Source organism: Luteimonas galliterrae (assembly GCF_023374055.1).
Taxonomy (GTDB): domain Bacteria; phylum Pseudomonadota; class Gammaproteobacteria; order Xanthomonadales; family Xanthomonadaceae; genus Luteimonas_C; species Luteimonas_C galliterrae.
This window is the reverse complement of record NZ_JAMBEP010000001.1, coordinates 113,991-135,179: the sequence shown is the minus strand read 5'-3', so window position 1 is coordinate 135,179 and position 21,189 is coordinate 113,991. Positions and strand designations below refer to the sequence as shown.

Sequence of the window (21,189 nt, the reverse complement as noted above, 5' to 3'; positions counted from 1 at the left end):
ACCGCTCGCCAGCCCTCGGGATTCCTCCGTCGCTTCGACATTCAGATGCGAGGCGATCGATCAGAACGACTCCTTAGCGCAAATCCGCAAAAGCCACGTCACCCATACGCTGCGAATCAAAATCTAGTACCTGCGTAAGAAGGTCACCCACGACGAAAGCAGGTCCGCTGGCGAACTTTCAGGTGCGACCCATCGCACCGCAGTTCAGGCCCTTTCTTGGGTTACTTTCTTTGGGCCAGCAAAGAAAGTGACCCGCGCGCAGCGCGGAAGCCTTTTCCCATGGTGCGAGTCGCAGCGCACCCGCAAGGACGCCGGCCTGGATCCCGGCCTTCGCCGGGATGACGGCTTTAAGGGGCAAGAGCGAAAGCAACATGGGTCCCAGCGTTCGCTGGGATGACGGCTTAAGAGCGAACGGCATAAGAGCGAAGAGCAGCGGAGCAATCTCCGCTCTACAGAGCCGGAGCAAGAGTGGCAGAGCTGCGGGGCAGGCCCCGCTCCACAAAGGCGGAGCGAAGGCAGCGGGCGATCCGTGCTTCGCGGACCTGAAAGCGCTCGGACAGCGGCCCGTTCCTGCGGGCCGTTACATGGCTTAAACTGCCCCCATGGCCCGCAAACCCGCCGCCGAAATTTCGCCCGTCGCCGATTTCGAAAGTTCACTCGACGCGCTCGAGCAACTGGTCGAGAGAATGGAGCACGGCGAGATGAGCCTGGAAGAATCGCTGGCCGCCTACGAACGCGGCGTCGGCCTCTACCGCCGCTGCCAGCAAGCCCTCGAACAAGCCGAACTACGCGTGCGCCTGCTCAGCGACCCGGCCGATCCGGCTTCGGCGGAACCTTTTCAGCCGGATGCCTGAGTCCGATTACGCCGCCTGGCGCGCGCGGGTCGAAAGCGCGCTGGACCGCGCATTGCCTGGCGCCGACGAAGCCCCGCAACGCCTCCACGCCGCCATGCGCCACGCCGCGCTCGACGGCGGCAAACGCATGCGGCCGCTGCTGGTCTACGCCTCCGGCACCGCTTTCGGCGCCGACGCCGCGGCGCTGGACGTGCCCGCCGCCGCAGTCGAACTGATCCATGCCTATTCGCTGGTGCACGACGACCTGCCGGCGATGGACGACGACGCGCTGCGCCGCGGCAAACCCACCGTGCACGTCGCCTTCGACGAAGCCACCGCGATCCTGGCCGGCGACGCGCTGCAATCGCTGGCCTTCGAATTGCTGGCCGACGCGCCTTTCGCCGATGGCGTGCGCGTCGCGCTGCTGCGCGAGCTGTCGATCGCCGCCGGCGCGCGCGGCATGTGCGGCGGACAGGCGCTGGACATCGACGCCACGGGCGGAAAATCCGTATCGCTCGCCGATCTCGAAAGGCTGCATGCGATGAAAACCGGGGCCTTGCTGCGCGCCTCGGTGCGGATGGGCGCGATCGCAGCCGCCGCCGACGCCGGGCAACGCGCGCAACTCGATCGCTATGCCGATGCGCTCGGCCTGGCCTTCCAGATCCGCGACGACCTGCTCGACATCGAAAGCGACAGCGCCACACTGGGCAAGACCGCAGGCAAGGACGCGGCCCAGGCCAAGGCGACCTTCCCTGCGCTGCTGGGCATCGACGGCTCGCGCGCGCGGCTGCAGGCGCTGGCCACGGCCATGGCGGATGCGCTGGCGCCGTTCGGCGAACGCACCGCGCGCCTGGCGGCGCTCGGCCGCGAAGCGATCGAGCGCCGCCGCTGATCCCAGGCGGCAAGCCTGACCCGGACGGCACGCTTTTCGCGTTGATCCGTCGATGGGACCGGAATCGCGCATGGAAGAGGACAGGGGCTGATGCGGATCTTTCGGCGGCTGCTGGCGTGGGTCGACGCCGCGATGGCCAAGTCGGCGATCCTGTTCATGGACAACTGGTCCAGGGTCGAGCGCGCCTACCGCCGCCCGTTCTCGCGGCTCAGCTTCCGGCTGAAATTCGCTTACTACCCGCTGCTGGCCTGCGCCGCGCTCGGCTGGCTGGCGTGGGATTGGACGCATACGCGCTCGCTCGACGCGGCCGAAGACGCGATCTTCGACAAAGTCGTGCGCTGGCGGCCATGGGAACCGGCGCCGTCGGGCCGCGTGATCGTGGTCGAGATCGACGAATGCTCGATCGACCATTTCCGTTCGCGCGGAGAAGGCGGCTGGCCATGGAGCCGGCAACGCCACGCCGACCTGCTCGATGCGCTCGACCGCGGCGGCATCGCCGCGGTCGGTTACGACGTACTGTTCGTCGATCCATCGCCCGACGACCCGCAGGGCGATGCGATGCTCGATGCGATGGCCGAAGGCGGCGCCGGCCGCTTCGTGTTCGCATCGGACCGGTTGCATCGCGATTACGACGAAGCCGCGTTGCTGCGCATGATCGATGCGCCATCGGCTTTCGCGGTGGTGCGCCCGCCGCGCGACAACCCGCAAGTGGCGATGCAGTTGCCTTACGGCAAGAACATGCGCCGCTACAGCGCATTGGCCAACGTCACCCGCAACCAGGACGGCGTGCTGCGCGACATACCGCTGCGCGAGGACGTCGGCGACTGGGCGCTGGCGTCGCTGCCGCTGCAGACCGCGATCGCCGCCCGCAAGCGCATCGCGCAGCCGCCTGCCGCCACGGTGCGCCCCAACTGGCGCCGCGACAGCCGTTTGCCGCACGTCAGCGCCGCGGACCTGCTCACGGGCGAGGCGATCTGCCGCGAAAAGGACCGCCCGGCGCTGCCGCTGCGCGGCAGGATCGCGATGGTGGGCTACACCGCGTCGGGGCTCAACGACGCCAAGCCGACGCCGGTGGATCCGATCATGCCCGGCGTCGACGTGCTCGCCGAAGCCACCGAAGCGCTGGTCGCCGGCAGCGCCATCCGCATGCCGCCGACCTGGCTGAAATACCTGCTGGCGGGCGTGCTGGTGGTGCTGACCGCATTCGCGTTCTGGCGCGGCGAGCCGCACGAAGACGTCGACTCGGTGTTCGTGGCCACCAACCTGTTGCTGCTGCTGATCGCCTTCGTCGGGTTGAGTTTCTTCGGCGCCTTCTTCGATATTTTCGCCAGCCTGGGCTTCGTCAGCCTGAACTTCGGCTTGTGCCGGCTGTACGCCGGCGTGCAGCGCGGCCGCGCGGTCGGCAACGCCGACTACCTGCCCGAATACGACGCCGGCGACTATCCATGGTTGGCGATGGCGCGGTTGCGCTTCGTACCCGATCCGCGGCTCGACGGCCGCGCCGCCAAGCGCAGGCGCCGCGAATACCGCCGCCGCCTGCGCCGGTTCCTGTACGCGGGCTGCGATGCGGTGATGATCGAAGGCGTGGTCGAACGCAAGAGCTGGCTGCACGACATTCTCGACGACCTGATGCTGCTGGTTTGGAAGGGCCGCGACCGGGCCCAGGCGTTCGCGCTCGCGCAGCGCGATCTGGACGCGCTCTACAGGCACTTCAACGAGCAGGACGAAAGGCTCGACGACGACGGCAGCGTGCTGATCTGCGTGGTCGCCGCCGAGATCGACGACGGCCGCGACGACAGCCAACGCGGCGAGCGCATGCGCCTGCGCGAGCTGCTCGGCCAGGACCTGAACGAGCCGCTGGAATGGCCGTTGTCGGCCTCGAATACGTTCTTCAAGACAGAGCCCCAGCCACGATGAGAGAGCCCATGCGCTACGTCCTGATCCTGTTCGCCTGCTGCGGCGTGGCCACGGCCGCAGGCCAAAATGCCGAGATCGCCGCGGTCGTCAGCAAACCCAACATCGACGTCTATAGCGGTCCGGATTTTTCGGCGGCGCGCGTCGCCAAGCTCAAGCGCAACGCACCGGTGCGGATTTCCTCGCAGAAAGGGTTGTGGTACCAGCTCAAGCTAGCCGACAAGCCCGGCTACGTGCGCGTCAACGACGTGCGCATGGCCTCGGCGGGCGTCGACAACGCCGGCGCCGGGGTGCTGTTCGCCGGCAAGTCCGGCGCCGGCCGCGCCAGCGAGACCGCGGGCGTGCGCGGCCTGGACGAGAACGATCTGCGCACCGCTTACGCCAACAACGCGCAGCTGTCCAAGATGGAGTCGTATCGCACGACGCCTGCGGCGGCCGCGAGCTACGCCCGTTCGCAGAACCTCGCCGATACGGTCGTGCCTTACGCCACCGAAGCCAGGCCCGCAGCCGGCAAGGGCGGCGCCACGCAGGCGCAGAAGCGGTCCGGGTTGTCGCTGGCGCGCGGCCTGCTGTCGCAGCTCGGCGGCGGCCTGGGAGGCAAAGTCGACAGTGCGGCAGAGGTCGCCGACGCGTCCATCGGCAAATCGGAAGCCGAGCAGTCGGCCGAAGAATTGGCGTTGGGCCCGCTGCTGGCCGCGCGCATTCTCGGCGCGCGGCCGTTGTGGCAAGACGATGCCGCGCAGCGCCGCGTCAACACGATCGGACGCTGGGTCGCTTCGCACAGCAGCCGGCCCGAATTGCCGTGGACTTTCGGCGTGATCGATTCCACCGACGTCAACGCTTTCGCCGCACCCGGCGGCTATGTGCTGGTCACGCGGGGCCTGTACCAACTGCTCGACAGCGACGCCGAAGTGGCCGCCGTGCTAGGCCATGAGATCAGCCACATCGTCCAGCGCGACCACTACAACGTGATCCACAAGCAGGAAATGGCCACCGCCGGCAAGAACGTCGCGCTGCGCCAAGTGAACACCGGCGGCGGCATCGCCGGCAGCTACGCGCGCGATTTCGTCGAGAGGAACGGCGCGGCGATCATGTTGACCAGCCTGGATCGCGGCGCCGAATACCGTTCCGACGAAGCGGCGCAGATTTATCTGGCGCGTTCGGGCTACAACCCGCTGGCCTTGTATTCGGTGCTACAGAAGATGGCGTCGCTGGGCACGCAGTCGTCGCGCATGGCGCAGTTGTACAAGACGCATCCGGCCTTGGGCGACCGGCTGGATCAGATCGACCGCCGCGGCTACGGCGCGCTCGAGAATTACACCGAGCGGCAATGAGGGGGAGGCGGCGGATGCGGGCGGCGAATTCGCCGTCCGCATCCGGGGGACCGCTTCCAACCGACGGCGCTTATCGGAACAGGCGGATCGTCAGCGGGTAACGGTAATGCTGCCCGTCGTAAGCCTTGAACGCCGCGATCAAGCTGCATATCAGCCACATCAGGGCCAGAACCAGCCACACCGGCAGCGCGACGATGACGCCGATGCCGAGCGTGAAGATCACCAGCAATACCGCGATGGCCGCATACAGGAACATGCTCAGGTTGAAGTTGAGCGCTTCCTTGGCGTGCTCGGCGGCGAACTCGGATTTGTCGCGCACCAGCATCCACACCGCCAGGGCGCCGAGCGCGCCGGCGATGCCCACGACCCAGCTGGTGAGCAATGCGAGGGTCAACGCAGCCACATGCGCGCCTGCCGCCCATTGGCGATCGCTCAGGCTGGGGATGACGGTCTGTACGTTGCTGTTCATGATCGACTCCCGCCGGAAACGCTCCGGTCTGAGACCAATAATGGGGTCGCCACCCTCGCGCGCAAGCCAACTTTCGACACCCCTGGCGTCGTCTGCAGTAGGAGCCGGCTGTTGAGCTTTAGCCGCGAGCTTTTCCCTGATCGCGGCTGGCTCTGCCCTTGTAGGTGCGAATTTATTCGCACGCTTTTCCCCCACAAATCAAGAGCGTGCGAATAAATTCGCACCTACTTTAGGAGCGGCGGAACAGCCCGCTCTGCAAAGCCGGTCAAGAGAACAGGCCGTCGAACGGCTTCACGCCGCGGCTGTCGGGAAATACGCGCGTATCCAGCGCGGATTCCGACAACCGCAACTGCGTCGCCAGCACGCCCTTGAACACGGCACGCAAATCGCCGGTAGCGCGCAAATCGCGGCCTTCGTTGAGGTCGCCCGCACCCAGACCCGGCCAGTCACCGGCGACGCGGCCGCCGCGCACGTTGCCGCCGGCCAGGAAGGCCACGCCGCCGGTGCCGTGATCGGTGCCGCCGGTGCCGTTGACCGCGGCGGTGCGGCCGAACTCGGTGACGATCAGTACCGCGGTACGGTTCCATTGCGCGCCCATGCCGTCGCGATAGGCGCGCAAGGCATTGTCCAATTCCGCCAGCTTGCGCATCAGCACGCCGGCCTGATTGCCGTGCGTATCCCAACCGGAATCCTCGACGAAGCCGATGCGCGGACCATCGGATTTGCCCATGATGCGCGCCGCCGCAGCCATGGTTTGGGGCAGTTGCGGACCCGCGCGTTTGCCGCCCTTGCCCATCGCAACTTCGTTCGTTCCCTCGGTCTGGATGGCGCGCGAGAACGCCTCCGCCAACGCTGGATCGGCCGCGTACAGCGGCTGCAACTTCTGCAGCAGGATCGGATTCACTTCCTGCGGCAGCGGCGGCGACCAAGTCGTGGCTGCGCCATCGCCACGCAGGATCAGCGGCATCACCGTGGCGATCGCCAGGCCTTCGCTGCCTGGCATCGCCGCTACGCAGCGATTGAGCCAACCGTTGTGGCCGCCGGGTTTCGCGGTGCCGTTCTCCAGGCAGTCCTGCGCGTCGAAATGCGACCGTTGCCGGTACGGCGGCGCCACTGCGACGATCGGCAGCAACTGTTTCTCGCCGTACAGTTCGCGCATGAACTTGAGCGAAGGATGCAGGGCGAAACTGCCGTCGAGCTTGAGCGGATCGTTGGGCGCCAGCGCGCCGCGCAGCCGTGCGTAAGCCGGATCGGCGACCGGCGGCAACGCATGCAGGCCATCGAGTCCGCCGCGCAACAGCACCACCAGCAGGCGCGTGTCCTCGCCGGAAGCGACAGCGTTCGCGCGCGGCCACAGCGTCAACAGGGATCCGGCGCCCAGCGCGGAAACGAATTGGCGTCTGCTCAGCGGCATGTCAGGTCCTCCATTGGAAGGCAGGGCTGGCGAACAGCAGCGCAACGCCATCGCGCACGGTTTCGGCACGGGCGAGCGCAGTGCGGGTGTCGGCATCGAGCGCGCTTCCGAGCGTGTCCTGCGCGACTTGCAGCGGCTGCAGCCGCTGCGGCGGTACGCGCTGCGCCAGGGCTTGCGCGGCCTGCACGCGCTTCCAGAGCGCATCCGGGCCGGTCCAATCGGCGGCGGTATCGGCGAAACCGGCCGGCGAGCGCGGCGTGAAAGGCGGCTGGCCGAGCTGGCGCAGCAATGCGACGACGCCTTCCGGGCGCGCGCCGGCGTCGATGCCGCCGGCACGCAGCGCCGACACCAGGAAATCGTCGGGCGTCTTGAATTTGCGCGCGTCCGCGGCCCAGGCGAGATCGCTTTCGATCATGGCGCGATACACGTCGCGCAAATCGCCGCCGTTGCGCAGGTATGCCGCCGTCATCCGCTCGACCAGCGCCTTGGGCGGATCGTCGGCGACGAAGTGGCGCGCCAGCTTCAACGACAGCTGCCTGGCCGTGGCCGGATGCCGGGCGAGATCCGTCAGCACGGCACGGCCCTGTTCGACGCCGCCCTCGGCGTATCGTTTCCCCAGCACCGTGCGCGCGCCGGGTTCGTGCGCGGCGGCACGGAACGCGAACGCAGCGTCGACGCCCTGCTCGGCATCGAAATCGCGCGCCAACGGCGTACCCCAACCGGTGATGGCGCGCGCAAGTTCGGTCACGTCGGCCTGCGTATAGCCGGCGTTTACGCCCAGCGTATGCAGCTCCAGGATCTCGCGCGCCAGGTTTTCGTTGAGACCGAGTTTGCGCGGCGGCATTCCGTCGCCCGAGCCACGCCGCAAGCGGCGCGCGCCTCGCGCCGCGAACATCGAGCTTTCGCCGACCGATTGCGCGTTGTCGAGATAGCGCAGCATGCCCGGATGCGTTTCCGCGGCCAGCAGCAAGTCTTCGAAACGGCCGAAAACGTGCGGCCTGATCGCTTCGCGTTCCATCGGCGCGGCGTACAGCGAAGCCTGCCGCTTGTCGACCGAAACGGCGAAATGGTTGGACCAGAAATGCGCCAGACGCTCGGCGAAACCGGCCTCGGCAATGGCGGCGAGGCGGTACCGCGCGCCGATCTCGGCGAGCATGTCTTGTCCGAAGGTTTTGCGGAAGCTTGTCTTGAATTTCTCGATGGCGTCGCCGTCAGCGCCGGGCTTTTTCGCATCCCCGCGCAAGGGGCCGTTGCGCTGCGCGCGACGCTCGGCCAAGCGTTCGCGGTTGTAGGCGAACTCGCGTTGCAGGTAGTCGCGGCTGCTCGGCAGCGCGGAGAAAACATCCGGCGACGATGCGCTGCGCGCCGTCAGCTGCGACAGCAGCCACTCGCGGGGTTCGCCGAGCGCCCGCAGCTGGCCGGGCTTGGCGCCCAGCCCGAACCGGTTGAGTGCGGATGCGGCTTGCTGCAGGGACATGCGGCGCTCCGGAACGTCGGGACCGAACCCGTTAACGCCCCGGAACGCGCAAGGTTGACGCGGGCCCGCCATCGGCGGGCCGCGCGTTGTCGATAGAGCCTTACTTCACCAGCCGCAGCGCGAACGGATAGCGGTACGCCGTGCCTTCGTTGGCCTTGATCGCCGCGATGATCGTGAACACCAGCCAGGCGATGCCCAGGATCACGTACAGCGGGATGCTGATCAGCGCGCCCAAGCCCAGCGTGGCCACGGTCAGCACGAACAGGATCGCGAAGATGATGGCCAGGGTGATGTTGAAGTTCAGCGCTTCCTTGGCCTGATCGGCGACGAAGGGCATCGTGTCTTTCTTCACCAGCCAGATGATCAACGGCCCGAGAAAGCAGCCGATGCTGAAAGCCCAACCGCCGGTGATGATGGCGCCGACCAGTGCGGACAGGTGCGCGAACATCGCCCATTGCCGCTCTTCCGCGCTCGGCGTGCCGGTGGGCGCCGGCGGAGGCGTCACTGCTTCGTTGAAATCGGTCATGCTCATTCCCCCAATTAGGATGGCTCGGGCGGCGTGGCGCCGCCCGTCTGAGCAGGATACGTCAAATGCCGCGCCGTCCGGTCAGCCGGTCAATCCGACCCGGCCGCGGTCATCCGCCCGATCAGGATCGAGCCTGTGCGGATATGCGAACGCGGGTCGACATCGCTGCCCACCGCTTCGATGCCCGCGAACATGGTCTTGAGATTGCCGGCGATGGTGATGCCGTCGACCGGATAAGCGATGGCGCCGTTTTCCACCCAGAACCCCGCCGCGCCGCGCGAGTAATCGCCGGTGACGTTGTTCACGCCCTGCCCCATCAGTTCGGTGACCAGCAGGCCGCGGCCCATGCCGCGCAGCATCTCGTCGAAGCCGCCCGCGTTCGCCGATACGGCGAGGTTGTGCACGCCGCCGGCATTGGCGGTGGTCTGCAGCCCGAGCTTGCGCGCCGAATAGCTGCCCAGCACGTAGCGCTGCAGCACGCCGTCGCGCACCAGCGGCGATTCGCGCGTGGCCACGCCTTCCGAATCGTAAGAAGAGGAACGGAAGCCGCGGCGCAGGAACGGCTGCTCTTCTATCGACAGCCACGACGGGAACAGCTGCGTGCCGACGCTGTCGAGCAGGAAACTGGCGCGCCGGTACAAGGCGCCGCCGGACACCGCACCGAGCAGGTGGCCGATCAGCGAACGCGCGATCTCCGCGGAAAACAGCACCGGATAGGCGCCGGTGGCGATTTGCCGCGGCGCCAGCCGCGCGACCGCGCGCTCGGCGGCGCTGCGGCCGATGGCGACCGCCGATTCGAGATCCTCGGCCGCCAACGCGGTGCTGTACCAGCCGTCGCGCTGCATCGCATCGCCGCGGCCGGCGATCAGCGCGCAGCCGATCGTGTGCTGGGTATCGCGGTCGCGGCCGACGAAACCGTGCGAATTGGCGTAAACGCTCAGGCTGGCGCTGCTGCCGACCGAGGCGCCGTCCGAATTTTCGATGCGCGCGTCCACATCGCGGCCGGCCGCTTCGCAAGCCAGCGCCAGGTCGAGCGCCTGGTCCGCGTCGATGCCCCACGGGTGCCAGGTGTCGAAATAGCCATGCTCGCGGGCCATCAGTTCGGCATCGGCCAGTCCCGCCGCCGGGTCGTCTTCGGTATAGCGGGCGATCGCACAGGCCTGCGCCACGGTCGATTCCAGACTCTCTTCGCGCAGGTCCGCGGTGCTGGCGCTGCCCTTGCGCTGGCCGAAATAGACGGTGACGCCGATGCCGCGGTCGTGGTTGGACTCCACGGTTTCGACGGCGCCCATGCGCACGTTGACGTTGAGCCCGCGCTCTTCGCTGCAGCTGACTTCGGCCTGGCTGGCGCCGTTGGCGCGGCAGCGATCAAGCAGGCGCTGCGAAATGGCGGCCAAGGCGTCCAGGCGCGCCTGGCTGTCGTCTTCGAGATGGGGAATGACTGCGTTCAATGGCTTATCCTAGTGTCATGCGCGGACGCGACGAAGAAACCGGCGAATTCCTGGGCCCCAGCCGCACCCAGCAGCGGCAGGCCGCGCTGGACGTGCTCGCCTTGAGCCATCAACTGGCGGCGCTGAGCGCCGCGCAGCTCGACAAGCTGCCGATTCCGGAAGGGCTGCGGCCGCATATCGCCGATACCCAGCGCATCACCTCGCCGATCGCGCGCAAGCGGCAGATGGCGTTCCTGGCCAAGCAGATGCGGCGCGAGGACGATGCCACGCTGGATGCGATCCGCGACGCGCTGGACGCCGGCGGCGAAGCTTCGCGGCGCGAGACCGCGATGCTGCATCGGGTCGAGTCTTGGCGCGAGCGGCTGCTGGCCGATGGCGATGCGGCGCTGGCCGAATTGCTGGCCGAGCATCCGAATGCCGACCGGCAGCGCTTGCGGCAACTGGTGCGCAACGCCGGCGAAGAAAGGGCGAAGAACAAGCCGCCGCACAGCTATCGCGAATTGTTCCGCGAGTTGCGCGAGTTGCTTGCGCAAGCTTCCGACGAAGGCAGCGCTGAGCTGGAATAGCGGCGCTGCTTGCTGTTCCTTCTCCCGCCGGGAGAAGGTGCCCGAAGGGCGGATGAGGGTTCGGTGTGTGGCCGAGGCACCGCGCTCGCACCGAACCCTCATCCGGCGCTGCCGCGCCACCTTCTCCCGATGGGAGAAGGAAAAAGCATGCATTCGCATCACGCGCTGGTACCACCCACCGTCAACTGATCGATCAGCAACGACGGCTGCCCCACGCCCACCGGCACGCTCTGCCCGTCCTTGCCGCAGACGCCGACGCCGTCGTCCAGGCGCATGTCGTGTCCGATCATCTTCACCCGCTGCATCGTTTCCGGTCCGTTGCCGATCAGGGTGGCGCCCTTCACCGGCGCGGTGATCCTGCCGTCTTCGATCAGATACGCCTCGGTCGCGGAGAACACGTATTTGCCGTTGGTGATGTCGACCTGGCCGCCGCCGAAATTGACCGCGTAAAGGCCTTTCTTCACCGACTTGATCATCTCTTCCGGATCGTGCTGCCCGGCCAGCATGTAGGTATTGGTCATCCGCGGCATCACCAGGTGCGCGAATGATTCGCGGCGGCCGTTTCCGGTGGGCTTTGCGCCCATCAGCCGCGCGTTGAGCGTGTCCTGCATGTAGCCGACCAGCACGCCGTCCTCGATCAGCGTATTGCACTGCGTCGGCGTGCCTTCGTCGTCGATGTTGAGCGAACCGCGGCGACCCGGCAGCGTGCCGTCGTCGACGATGGTGACGCCGGGCGATGCCACGCGCTGGCCCATGCGGCCGGCGTAGGTCGAAGTGCCTTTGCGGTTGAAATCGCCTTCCAGGCCGTGTCCGACCGCCTCGTGCAGCAGCACGCCGGGCCAGCCCGCGCCGAGCACCACCGGCATCACGCCGGCCGGTGCGTCGATCGCCTCCAGGTTCACCAGCGCCTGGCGCAGCGCTTCGCGCGCGAATTTTTCCGGCTTGCCGTCGGCGAGCAGCTCTGCGTACGAATAACGCCCGCCGTAGCCGGCGAAACCGGTTTCGCGGCGTCCGTTCTGCTCCACGATCACCTGGATGTTGAGCCGCACCAGCGGCCGCACGTCGCCGGCCAGAACGCCGTCGCTGCGCGCGACCAGAATCGTGTCCACTCCGCCGGACAAGCTGACCATCACCTGCTGCACGCGCGGATCCGCGGCGCGCAGCAGCTTGTCGACGCGGCGCAACGCTTCCACTTTCTCGGCGTTGTCGAGCACGTCGATAGGATCCTGCGGCGCGTACAACTCGCGGCTTTGCCCGCGCACCAGCGCATGCGCCGGATGTTCGCTGCCGTCGCGCGCGATCGCGCGCGCCGAATGCGCCGCGGACAGCAGCGCCTGGGCGTTGATGTCGTCGGAATAGGCGAAGCCGGTCTTCTCGCCGCTGATCGCGCGCACGCCGACGCCCTGTTCGATCGAATGCGCGCCGTCCTTGACGATGCCGTCCTCCACGCTCCAGCTCTCGCGCCGGGTGTGCTGGAAATAAAGGTCGCCGAAATCGATGCCCGGCCCGAGCAGCGTGCCGAAGGCGCGGTCGAGGCCGCGGCTGTCGAGGCCTGCGGGCAGCAGCAGACGGGATTCGGCGATGGCGAGAGGTTGGGTCATCGATAGAAATTCCTGGTCGCTTTTGTGGGAGCGGCTTCAGCCGCGAGCTTTTCGAGCCGCACCGAACATTGTTGGAAGAGCTCGCGGCTGAAGCCGCTCCCACAAGCCAACATGCGGCCTCAGAGCGCGCGAATCAACCGGCCGGCGGCGGCGGCTGCCGGGACGCCCGCCCCTGCTCGCGCCCGATCACTTCGACCTTGGGCTCTTTCCACGGCCCGGTCACGCGGTAAGTTTTGGCGGCCATCTGCCCCAGCGGCTTCTTCAGCACCGCATTGGCCGCCGCGCCGATCGCCGCGCCTACCGGACCGCCGGCCAGGGCGCCGGCCACGGTCAGCAGGTTGCCGGCGCGCGGCAGCACCTCGATGGTCTGGTCGAATCGCTGCGCGCGCAGGTCCGCGACGCCGCGGATGCGGATTTCCGCAGCGGGGCCGTCGATCACCAGATCGTCGCTGCGCGCGTGGCCGGCAGCGAAATCGATCTCTCCGGTGATCTTGTTGAACGCGAAGCCCTTGGAGAAGAAATCGCGGAAATCGAGCATCAACCGACGCGGCAACTGCGCCAGGCTCAGCAGGCCGAGCACGCGGCCCGCGCCCGGTTCCACTTCCAGCAAGCGCCCGTCGTTGGCGGACAAGGCGAGCTTGCCCTGTAGCGCGTCGAGCTTGAACGCCGACGGCGCGCCCGGCCATTGCGCGTCGAAACGTATCCGGCCCTTGCCGCCGTCCACCTGCTTGCCGAAGCCGGCGCCGGCCAGCAACGCGCCCATGTCCTCGCTGTCGACGGTGACGCCGAGCCGGGTGCGTGCGCCAGCGCCGCGTCCGAACCAATCGCCGTCCAAGTCGATGCGCTGCTTCGGCGCGCGCGTCTGCAACCGCTCGATGCGCATGCCGGCGGCCACGGGCCGCGTGCGCAGCGTGGCCGTGCCGAACTGGCCTTCGTTGAGGCGCAGGTCGGCGATATCGAACGACAAGGGCGGCACTTTCGCCGGATCGATATCCGCGCCAGGCTTGTTCGGCTCGGCGCGCGCGGCCGCATTCGCCGCGGGCGCGGCGCCGGACTTGGCGAAGCGCCAGTACACGCGCTCGAAATCGCCGGTGAGCGGCGCGCCTTCCGCCGCCGGCGACAACAGCGTGCCGGCCAGGGCGGGACCGTCGATGCGGATACGGGTGCCTCCGGTCGCGGGCGTCACTTGCAGGCGCGTATTCGCGAAAGCCGAGCCGAACAGTTGCAGGCGGTTGGCGGTCACGTCCGCCTGTTGCAGTTTCAAGCCTTCGCCGCCACTGCCGCTGTCGGCCTGCGCCAGCGACAGCCATTCGATCGCATCCAGCGTGTTCGCGCGGCCGCTGACGACCAGGCCCGACGCCGGCGGCGCTTCGGTAACGGCGTCCGCGCCGAGCACGATCCTCACGCCAGTGCGGCCGCCCGCGCTGCGCGCGCGCGAGGCGAGCAGGTTGCCCAGCGTCACCCGGACCTCGCCGCTGTCCAGCGGCAGCGCGGCGTCGATCGAGGCCGCCAACGGCACGGCCGCCGCCTTGGCCAGCGGCGCCGGCAGATCGAGCGCGGTGCCGACCAGGTTGGAGCGCAACTGCAGCCGCGTGGGCGCGGGATTCTTCTGTCCGGCGGCGGTGCGCGGTATCGCGACCGCCACCGTCCATTGCGAGCGGCCATCGAGATAGGGCTTGAGCCAGGCGAGCGACTTGTCGCGGTCGAGCAAATCGTCGCTGGCGACATGCGATTGCAGTTCGGCCTCGAACGCCTGCCGCGCATCCCGGACGAAACCGCCTGCGCGCAGCGTGAGCTTGCCGGGCTGGCCGCCCTGCGTCACGTCGAGCTTGTCGGCATCGAAACCTGCGTCGCCGTAGCGGGCGCGGCCGCGCACGTCGTCGAAGGCCAGCTGCCAGCGCTTCTCCGACAGTTTCGCGCCGGCGAGCTCGACCGTGCCCTCGATCTTCTTGGCGCCTTTGGCCTCGCGATGCATCGGCAGCCATAGCCCGAAAGTGAGATTGGCCGGACCGCTGGCGGCCACGTTGTCCAGCGTTTCGCCGTGCTCCTTGCGCAACGGGCTTTGCCGCAGCAGGTCCAGCAGCTTGGAAGCGTCGTCGCCGCCTTCGGCTTGCACAGTTAGTTCGGCCTTGCCGAAACGGGGAATGCCGGCATGCAGTTTGCGAATGCCGACGCCGGCGATGGTCACCTTGCCGTCGACGGTGAATCCGTCGGCGACGAAGCTGACCTTGCCGTCCATCGCTTCCGCCGCGGGCCAGTCAGGTTGGAATTTCAGCGTCGCGCCGGCCAGATCGGCATCGGCCTGGAACAAGCCGTTGCGGTCGCGGAAGGGCCAGTCGTCGAGATCGCCGGAGACCACCGCATTGCCGTTGCGCACCGTGCCGGCGACGAGCGCGGCATCGAGCCATTTCACCGTCGCCGGCGACATCTGGTGTTTGATCCAGAAGCCTTTCGCCGCCGGCACGGGAGATTCGTCCAGTTGCGCGGCGATGTCGATCCAGGGGCGCGTGCCGTCGCCCTGGAACCACAAGCCGCCGCGCATGCGCGCGCCGAAATCGCTGCCGCGCGCATACAGGTCGCCGCTGCCGACGCGCCAACCCGCGCCTTCGCGCCAACCGCTCAAGGTGCCTTGCAGTTTCGCCGGATGCGGCACGCCGAAGCCGCGCGGCCAGTCGAATACGAAGTCCGATCGCGGATCCAGTCGCAACGCGAAGCCATCGGCGTCGCCGATGAAGTCGCCCGACAATCCGCTCAGGCCGGGCGCATCGCCTACCGGCGCGAAGGCCAGGCCCGCGATGCGTCCTTGCGCGCGCATCGCGCCGCCGCGCACCCCGGCCACTTCCACCCGCTCGAGCGTAGCCGCGGGTTTCGCCGCCAGCAGCCAGCGCCGCAATCCCGGATCGAGGCGATCGCTCAAGGCGGCGACCGACAGCAGCGGTGCGATCTGCACGCGCCCGGCGACCACGGCATAGCGCTGCCCGCCGGCCAGCACCAGATCGTCCAGCGACTGTTGCGCCTTGCCGCTGCCGATGCGCAGGCGCGGCGCGTCCAAGCGCCAGCCGCCCGACGCCACGCGCCAGCGCGCGCGCGCTTCGAGACGGTCGAACTGCAGCCGCGGCGCCTGCGCGCCTGCCGCAGCCGCCCCGCGCAAAGCCAACCGGTTGATGGCGGCATCGACCGTCACCGTCATGACACGATGGCCGCGAAGTTCCGCCCAAGCCTGGGCCTGGCCGTTGCCGCCTTCCACGCTGGCGCCGGCATAACGCAGCAGCGGCGACCACGCCGCGAGATCGGCCTGTCTGGCCGCGAAGTAGATGCGGCCGTCGCCGTTCTTGCGGTCGAAGTCGATCACCGCGTCGACGGGCGCGGCGGGATGACGTGCGTATGCACGCGCGCCGGCGCGCACGCGATTGCCGTCCACGCGCACGCGCATGTCGACTTTGGGCAGGCGCGCATCGATGCCCAGCGACGGCGCCACCAGCGCCAGCTTGGCGTCGATCACCTGCAGCTCGCCCAGGTTTTCCAGGGTCCTCAGCGGATCTCCGCCTTCACGCTGCTGCCCGGGCAGGCCGCGTATCGACCAGCGTCCGTCGTTAGCGCGTTGCAACACCAATTCCAACCCGCGCACCCGCAATTCCGTGAACGAGCGCCCCGGCAGCAAACCGGCGTATTGAGCGACCAGGATTTCGGCCTCGCCGATCTGCACGGCATCGGCGCCGTCGCCGATGCGCAAGCCGTCCAGGCGTAGCAGCGGTCCACGCCGCGTCCATTCGGTTTCGACGTGATCGAAGGCGACGCGGCGCTGTGCACGCTCGCTCAGCCATCCGGCGATCTTGTCCGGATGCCGCTCGGCCAGCGGCAGCAACTGGCTGGTGACGCCCGCAACCAGCGCCATCAGCACCAGCGCGGCGGCGAGCGCGTACCACACGCCTCTGCGCAACAGACGGAGGCGGTGGCGCCAGGGCGTCGGCATCAGGTGGCTCCGCGTTCCGCGGAGCGGGATTGGGGATTGGGGATTAGGGATTCGGAAAGAACATTCGCTGCGCTGAAAATGCGCGCACGCCACAGCGAGACTCGGCTTTTACGAATCCCCAATCCCAAATCCCGGATCCCGGCGTCAGAGCAGCACGACATCGAACTGCTCCTGCAGGTACTGCTCGTCGGGCTGGAAGCGGATCGATTTGCCCAGGAATTCTTCGAGTTCGGCCACCGCGGCCGACTCCTCTTCGGTGATCCGCGCGACCACTTTGGGCGAGGCGATCACCAGCAGCCGCGCCGCCTCGAACTGGCGCACCGCGCGGGTGATCTCGCGGAATATCTCGTAGGTCACCGTCTCGCTGGTCTTGAGCATGCCGCGGCCGCCGCATTCGTGGCAGGGCTCGCACAGCTGCCGTTCCAGGCTTTCGACGGTGCGCTTGCGGGTCATCTCCACCAGGCCCAGCGGCGAGAAATCGTAGACCGTGGTCTTGGCGTGGTCCTTGACCAGCGATTTCTCCAACGTGCGCAGCACCTGGCGGCGATGTTCGGCGTCGACCATGTCGATGAAGTCGATGATGATGATCCCGCCCAGGTTGCGCAGCCGCAGTTGCCGCGCGACCGCCTGCGCCGCTTCGAGGTTGGTCCTGTAAACGGTCTCCTCCAGGTTGCGTTGACCCAGGAACGAGCCCGTGTTGACGTCGACCGTGGTCATCGCCTCGGTCTGGTCGATCACCAGATAGCCGCCGGACTTGAGCGGAACCTCTTTTTCCAGCGCATGCTGGATCTCGTCCTCGACGCCGTACAGGTCGAAGATCGGCCGCGCGCCGCCGTAGTGCTCGATTTTATCGGCCAGGCCCGGCATGTACTGGGCCGCGAACTCGCGCAGCTTGTCGCAGGTTTCCCGCGAATCGACCTTCACTTTTTCGACATCGCGCCGCATCAGGTCGCGCACCGCGCGCAACGGCAGGCTCAGGTCCTCGTACACGGCCGCGCCGACGCGCGCCTCGCGCGAACGCCGCTCGACCAGCGCCCAGGCGCGGCTCAGATAGGCGATGTCTTCGGCGAGCGCCTCGGCGGGTTGGCCTTCGGCGTTGGTGCGGACGATGTAACCCTGGTCCGGACGCTTTCCGGAAGCCGCGATCGCCGTGCGCACCATGTCCGCGACCGAGGCGTCTTCCGCGGGCTCGCCCGCTGCGCCATCCAGCGCGACCACGACTTCGGACGGCTTGGCGATGCCTGCGAATTCGGACACCAGCGACTTGAGCCGCGCGCGCTCTGCCTCGTCCTCGATCCGCGCCGACACGCCGACCACGCGCGACTGCGGCAGCAGCACCAGGTAGCGCGACGGGATGCTCAATTGCGTGGTCAACCGAGCGCCCTTGCTGCCGATCGGGTCCTTGACCACCTGCACGATCACTTCCTGGCCCTCGCGCACCAGTTCGGTGATCGGCTTGGGCGGCGACGGCGGCAGCGGCGCTTCGTCGTCGCCCTCGCCCTGGACGACCGGCGCCGGCCGCACGATGTCGTTGGCGTGCAGGAAGGCCGCCCGATCCAGGCCGATCTCGATGAAGGCCGCCTGCATGCCGGGCATCACCCGCTGCACCCGGCCTTTGTAGATGTTGCCGACCACGCCGCGGCGCCAGCCGCGCTCGATGTGCAGTTCCTGCAGCATGCCGTTCTCGACCACGGCCACACGCGTCTCGCGCGGGGTGACGTTGACCAGAATCTCCTCGGTCATGCCGACGGCCTCGCAACAGCTTTTCGGCACGGATCAAATCCGATAAAGGCGGATGAATGGTTCGAAAGGCTTTTATCCGCGTTCATCCGATTTGATCCGTGCCCGAAATTTTTCCTTTTCCCGACACGCCGAATTCGCGCAACAAGCGCGCGGTTTCGTATAGCGGCAGGCCCATCACGCCCGAATAGCTTCCCGACAAATGCGAAATGAAAGTTTGCGCCCGTCCCTGGATGGCGTAAGCGCCGGCCCGCCCTTCCCATTCGCCGGTGGCGAGATAACCCGCGATATCGGCGTCGCCGAGTTCGGCGAAGGTCACCTCGGACAGCGACACCGCCTGCGCCTCGCGCGAGGCCGACACCAGCGACAGCGCCGAAATCACGCGGTGGCTTCGCCCGGACAGGCGCCGCAGCATGGCCGCCGCATCGTCCGCGTCGCGCGGCTTGCCGAAGACATCGTCGTCGAGCACGACCTCGGTGTCCGCGCCCAGCACCACCGCGCCAGCCACGCCTACCACGTGCAGCAAACCCGCACCCGCCTTCTCGCGGGCGACGCGGCGCACGTACTCCTCGGCGGGTTCGCCGGGAGCGCGGTGTTCGGGGACGTCGTTGTCCAGTAGCCCGAAATCCAGGCCCAGGCGGGCCAGCAGCTCGGAACGGCGGGGCGATTTCGAGGCGAGATACAGCATCGACGAAGAATAACCCGCGCTGACCGGGTCGAGCCCGCCTAACCCCTCCGCGGCTCACGGACCGTTAACTGGTTCCCGAACACCCTGTCGCACATTCCCAAGGAGATACTCCATGCGCTTCGCTGGATTGCGCCCCCTGTTGCTTGCCACCGCCCTCGCCACGAGCTTGCTGATGACCTCTGCCTGCGCCCAGACCGCCGCCCCGGGCGGCTACGCCATACCCGCCGACGGCACCCTGCTCTCGGTTTCGGCCCAGGCCGATTCCAAGCGCGTGCCGGACGTAGCCACGATTTCCGCCGGCGTCGTCACCCAGGCCGCCGACGCCAACGCGGCCATGCGCCAGAACGCGGAGCAGATGGCCAAGGTGGTGGCCGCCATCAAGGCCGCGGGCATCGCCGAGCGCGATGTGCAGACCAGCGGCATCAGCATCAATCCGCAGTACAAATACGTCGAGAACCAGGCGCCGGAGATCACCGGCTACCAGGCCAGCAACACCGTCAGCCTGAAGGTGCGCGATATCGCCAAGCTCGGCAAGGTGCTGGACACGCTGGTCGCGCAAGGCGCCAACCAGGTCAACGGCCCCAACTTCGAGGTCGACAAGCCCGACGAGGCCTACGACGAGGCGCGCCGCGCGGCGCTGGACAAGGCCCAGGCGCGCGCCGAGATGTACGCCAAGACGATGGGTCTGAAGGTGCGCCGTGTGGTCAGCATCTCCGAGAACGGCGGCAGCTTCCCACGGCCGCCGATGCCGATGATGGCGATGTCGCGTTCCAAGGAAGCCTACGCGGCCGATACGTCGGTGTCGCCGGGCGAAACCACGTTGTCGATGACGCTCGACGTGGTGTTCGAACTGGGCCGCTGATGGCCAAGCGCGGCAAATCGGCGCCGCCGGCGCCCGATCCCAAGCCCGGGCGCAACCCGGGCTATGCGGAGCCGCATCCCCGCGACCACGAGGATGCGCATACGCCCAAGAAGCCGCCGCGTCCGGCGCAGCCCGACGAGCGCGATCTGCAGCGCGACCCGGAAGCGGATGGCGGCGGGGACGGTTGAGATAGAGAACTGAGAATGCGACGAATGGGCTCCCTCTCCCGCTTGCGGGGCGATGCTGCACACGCTTGCGCGGTACCGCCGCGCGTGCAGCTGAGCGCCCGCACGCGAGTGCGGGCTGGGGCGCGGAGCGGGGCTGGGGTGAGGGCGCGCGCGATTGCAGATTGCCCCGACTGCAATCTTCGCAGCGGCTTTCATCTGAAACCAATACGCGACGCTATCTGATATTTCGCGCGCCCTCACCCAACCCTCTCCCGCAAGCGGGAGAGGGCTAAAGCATGCGCAACCGGGGGTTATGGCGGATGCGTTGCTTCGGTTTCAACCGAAACGAATTCACTGGATCGATTCGATTCGAAACGAATCTTTTCGCACTTCCGCCCATCACTTGACGTGCACACCCGAGCAGCGCAATTTGGAGTCGCAGTCGGGTAGCGCGCCGGTCAGGGGTCGGTAGCTTCAACCCCACCTTCTCCGTCGGTGCGTTAGGGATCACGCAGGCGACAACCTTGGAGGTGGGTCATGGTCCTTTCGCAAAACCGCGGTCTCCGTTTTTCGCTGTCCGGCGCGGACGCCGACAAGGCGCCCAATCCGTTGCGCATCGCCGCGACCAGCACTGCGATCGCATTGCACGTGGTTGCGCTGCTGGTGCTCGTGGCGCCCGTAGCCGTGCCGCCGATCGTCGACGAACCGCCTGTTGTCAGGGTCGTGCCCTTGGCGCCCAAGGACGAAACCAAGCCGCCCGATCCGCCGCCGCCGATTCCGGTCGAGATCGTCCGCCCGCAGCCGACGGATACGCCCGTGCAACGGCCGGTGCAGCAGGCAGTAGCCGAAGATGTGCCGATCGTGAGCGATGAAGGCTCCGTGGCTTATGTGCCGCCCGTCGTCGATGCGGGTCCAGTCGCGACGCCCAGTATCGATCCGGCGCCCGCCGCGGTGCGCCTGGAATATGCCAACGCACCGCCGCCGGTGTATCCGGTGGATGCCAAGCGCGACGGACGCCAGGGCGTGGTGATGCTGCAGGTGACCGTCGGCGTCGACGGCAAGCCGATCGCGGTCGAAGTCGTGCAAAGCAGCGGCCACCGAGATTTGGACCTCGCCGCGCGCATGCAGGTGCTCAAGCGCTGGCGCTTCCGCGCGGCGATGAAGGATGGCGTGGCCGTGCAGGCGATCGGCATGGTGCCGATCAATTTCACGTTGAGCCACTGAGCCCTCGCGGCGGGCGACCCCTCGCCCGCCGCTCTCCGTAGGTGCGAATTCATTCGCA

At 67.8% G+C, this 21,189-nt stretch carries 17 protein-coding genes; 8 read left to right on the top strand and 9 right to left on the bottom strand.

The features are described from left to right. The first annotated feature begins 602 nt into the window (after positions 1-602). From M2650_RS00600 to M2650_RS00585, 4 genes are all read left to right on the top strand, one after another. Complete coding sequence (locus M2650_RS00600) at positions 603-854, top strand: exodeoxyribonuclease VII small subunit (protein WP_249469926.1); 252 nt, start codon at positions 603-605, stop codon at positions 852-854. Then, positions 847-1,725 carry a polyprenyl synthetase family protein gene (locus M2650_RS00595; RefSeq protein ID WP_249469923.1) on the top strand — a complete coding sequence of 293 codons (879 nt, stop codon included), beginning with the start codon at positions 847-849 and terminating at the stop codon, positions 1,723-1,725. Before M2650_RS00600 ends, M2650_RS00595 begins: the two co-directional genes overlap by 8 nt. Before the next feature lie 90 nt (positions 1,726-1,815). Then, positions 1,816-3,642: a CHASE2 domain-containing protein gene (locus tag M2650_RS00590; RefSeq protein ID WP_249469921.1), complete on the top strand. Its 1,827-nt coding sequence runs from the start codon at positions 1,816-1,818 to the stop codon at positions 3,640-3,642. Between the two features lie 8 nt (positions 3,643-3,650). Continuing rightward, positions 3,651-4,973, top strand: coding sequence for a M48 family metalloprotease (locus M2650_RS00585; RefSeq protein ID WP_249469919.1), 1,323 nt, complete (start codon positions 3,651-3,653; stop codon positions 4,971-4,973). A 70-nt stretch (positions 4,974-5,043) separates the two neighbouring features. Here M2650_RS00585 and M2650_RS00580 read toward each other — a convergent pair whose 3' ends face one another. The 5 genes from M2650_RS00580 to pmbA form a co-directional block, all read right to left on the bottom strand. Continuing rightward, positions 5,044-5,442 carry a DUF4870 domain-containing protein gene (locus M2650_RS00580; protein ID WP_249469915.1) on the bottom strand — a complete coding sequence of 133 codons (399 nt, stop codon included), beginning with the start codon at positions 5,440-5,442 and terminating at the stop codon, positions 5,044-5,046. 265 nt (positions 5,443-5,707) lie between these two features. Then, entirely contained in the window at positions 5,708-6,856 is a 1,149-nt protein-coding gene (locus M2650_RS00575; protein WP_249469911.1) for a DUF1501 domain-containing protein, read from the bottom strand. Position 6,857: 1 nt separating this feature from the next. After that, on the bottom strand, positions 6,858-8,333 hold the full coding sequence (locus tag M2650_RS00570) for a DUF1800 domain-containing protein (RefSeq protein WP_249469909.1): 1,476 nt from the start codon (positions 8,331-8,333) through the stop codon (positions 6,858-6,860). 100 nt (positions 8,334-8,433) lie between these two features. Next, complete coding sequence (locus tag M2650_RS00565; RefSeq protein WP_249469907.1) at positions 8,434-8,859, bottom strand: DUF4870 domain-containing protein; 426 nt, start codon at positions 8,857-8,859, stop codon at positions 8,434-8,436. 89 nt (positions 8,860-8,948) lie between these two features. Beyond that, positions 8,949-10,310, bottom strand: a complete 1,362-nt coding sequence (gene pmbA, locus M2650_RS00560; protein ID WP_249469903.1) for a metalloprotease PmbA — start codon at positions 10,308-10,310, stop codon at positions 8,949-8,951. A 17-nt stretch (positions 10,311-10,327) separates the two neighbouring features. Here pmbA and yjgA point away from each other — a divergent pair, with 17 nt between their 5' ends. Continuing rightward, complete coding sequence (gene yjgA, locus M2650_RS00555) at positions 10,328-10,876, top strand: ribosome biogenesis factor YjgA (RefSeq protein ID WP_249469899.1); 549 nt, start codon at positions 10,328-10,330, stop codon at positions 10,874-10,876. Positions 10,877-11,034: 158 nt separating this feature from the next. On the opposite strand, the gene tldD is transcribed toward yjgA, so the two are convergent. The 4 genes from tldD to M2650_RS00535 form a co-directional block, all read right to left on the bottom strand. Next, the gene (gene tldD / locus M2650_RS00550; protein ID WP_249469895.1) at positions 11,035-12,477 is read right to left on the bottom strand and encodes a metalloprotease TldD; all 1,443 of its coding nucleotides are present in this window, start codon (positions 12,475-12,477) and stop codon (positions 11,035-11,037) included. A gap of 133 nt (positions 12,478-12,610) precedes the next feature. After that, entirely contained in the window at positions 12,611-16,450 is a 3,840-nt protein-coding gene (locus M2650_RS00545; RefSeq protein WP_249469886.1) for a YhdP family protein, read from the bottom strand. Between the two features lie 144 nt (positions 16,451-16,594). After that, positions 16,595-18,193 carry an Rne/Rng family ribonuclease gene (locus tag M2650_RS00540; RefSeq protein WP_249469883.1) on the bottom strand — a complete coding sequence of 533 codons (1,599 nt, stop codon included), beginning with the start codon at positions 18,191-18,193 and terminating at the stop codon, positions 16,595-16,597. A gap of 82 nt (positions 18,194-18,275) precedes the next feature. Further along, on the bottom strand, positions 18,276-18,878 hold the full coding sequence (locus M2650_RS00535; RefSeq protein WP_249469881.1) for a Maf family protein: 603 nt from the start codon (positions 18,876-18,878) through the stop codon (positions 18,276-18,278). A gap of 112 nt (positions 18,879-18,990) precedes the next feature. On the opposite strand from M2650_RS00535, the gene M2650_RS00530 reads away from it, so the two are divergent. The 3 genes from M2650_RS00530 to M2650_RS00520 all read left to right on the top strand — a co-directional run bounded on the left by M2650_RS00530 (position 18,991) and on the right by M2650_RS00520 (position 21,131). Then, positions 18,991-19,740: an SIMPL domain-containing protein gene (locus tag M2650_RS00530; RefSeq protein WP_249469876.1), complete on the top strand. Its 750-nt coding sequence runs from the start codon at positions 18,991-18,993 to the stop codon at positions 19,738-19,740. Next, the gene (locus M2650_RS00525) at positions 19,740-19,928 is read left to right on the top strand and encodes a hypothetical protein (RefSeq protein ID WP_249469874.1); all 189 of its coding nucleotides are present in this window, start codon (positions 19,740-19,742) and stop codon (positions 19,926-19,928) included. The genes M2650_RS00530 and M2650_RS00525 overlap by 1 nt, the downstream gene beginning before the upstream one ends. Positions 19,929-20,444: 516 nt before the next feature. Then, the gene (locus tag M2650_RS00520) at positions 20,445-21,131 is read left to right on the top strand and encodes an energy transducer TonB (protein WP_249469872.1); all 687 of its coding nucleotides are present in this window, start codon (positions 20,445-20,447) and stop codon (positions 21,129-21,131) included. Positions 21,132-21,189 lie beyond the last annotated feature (58 nt).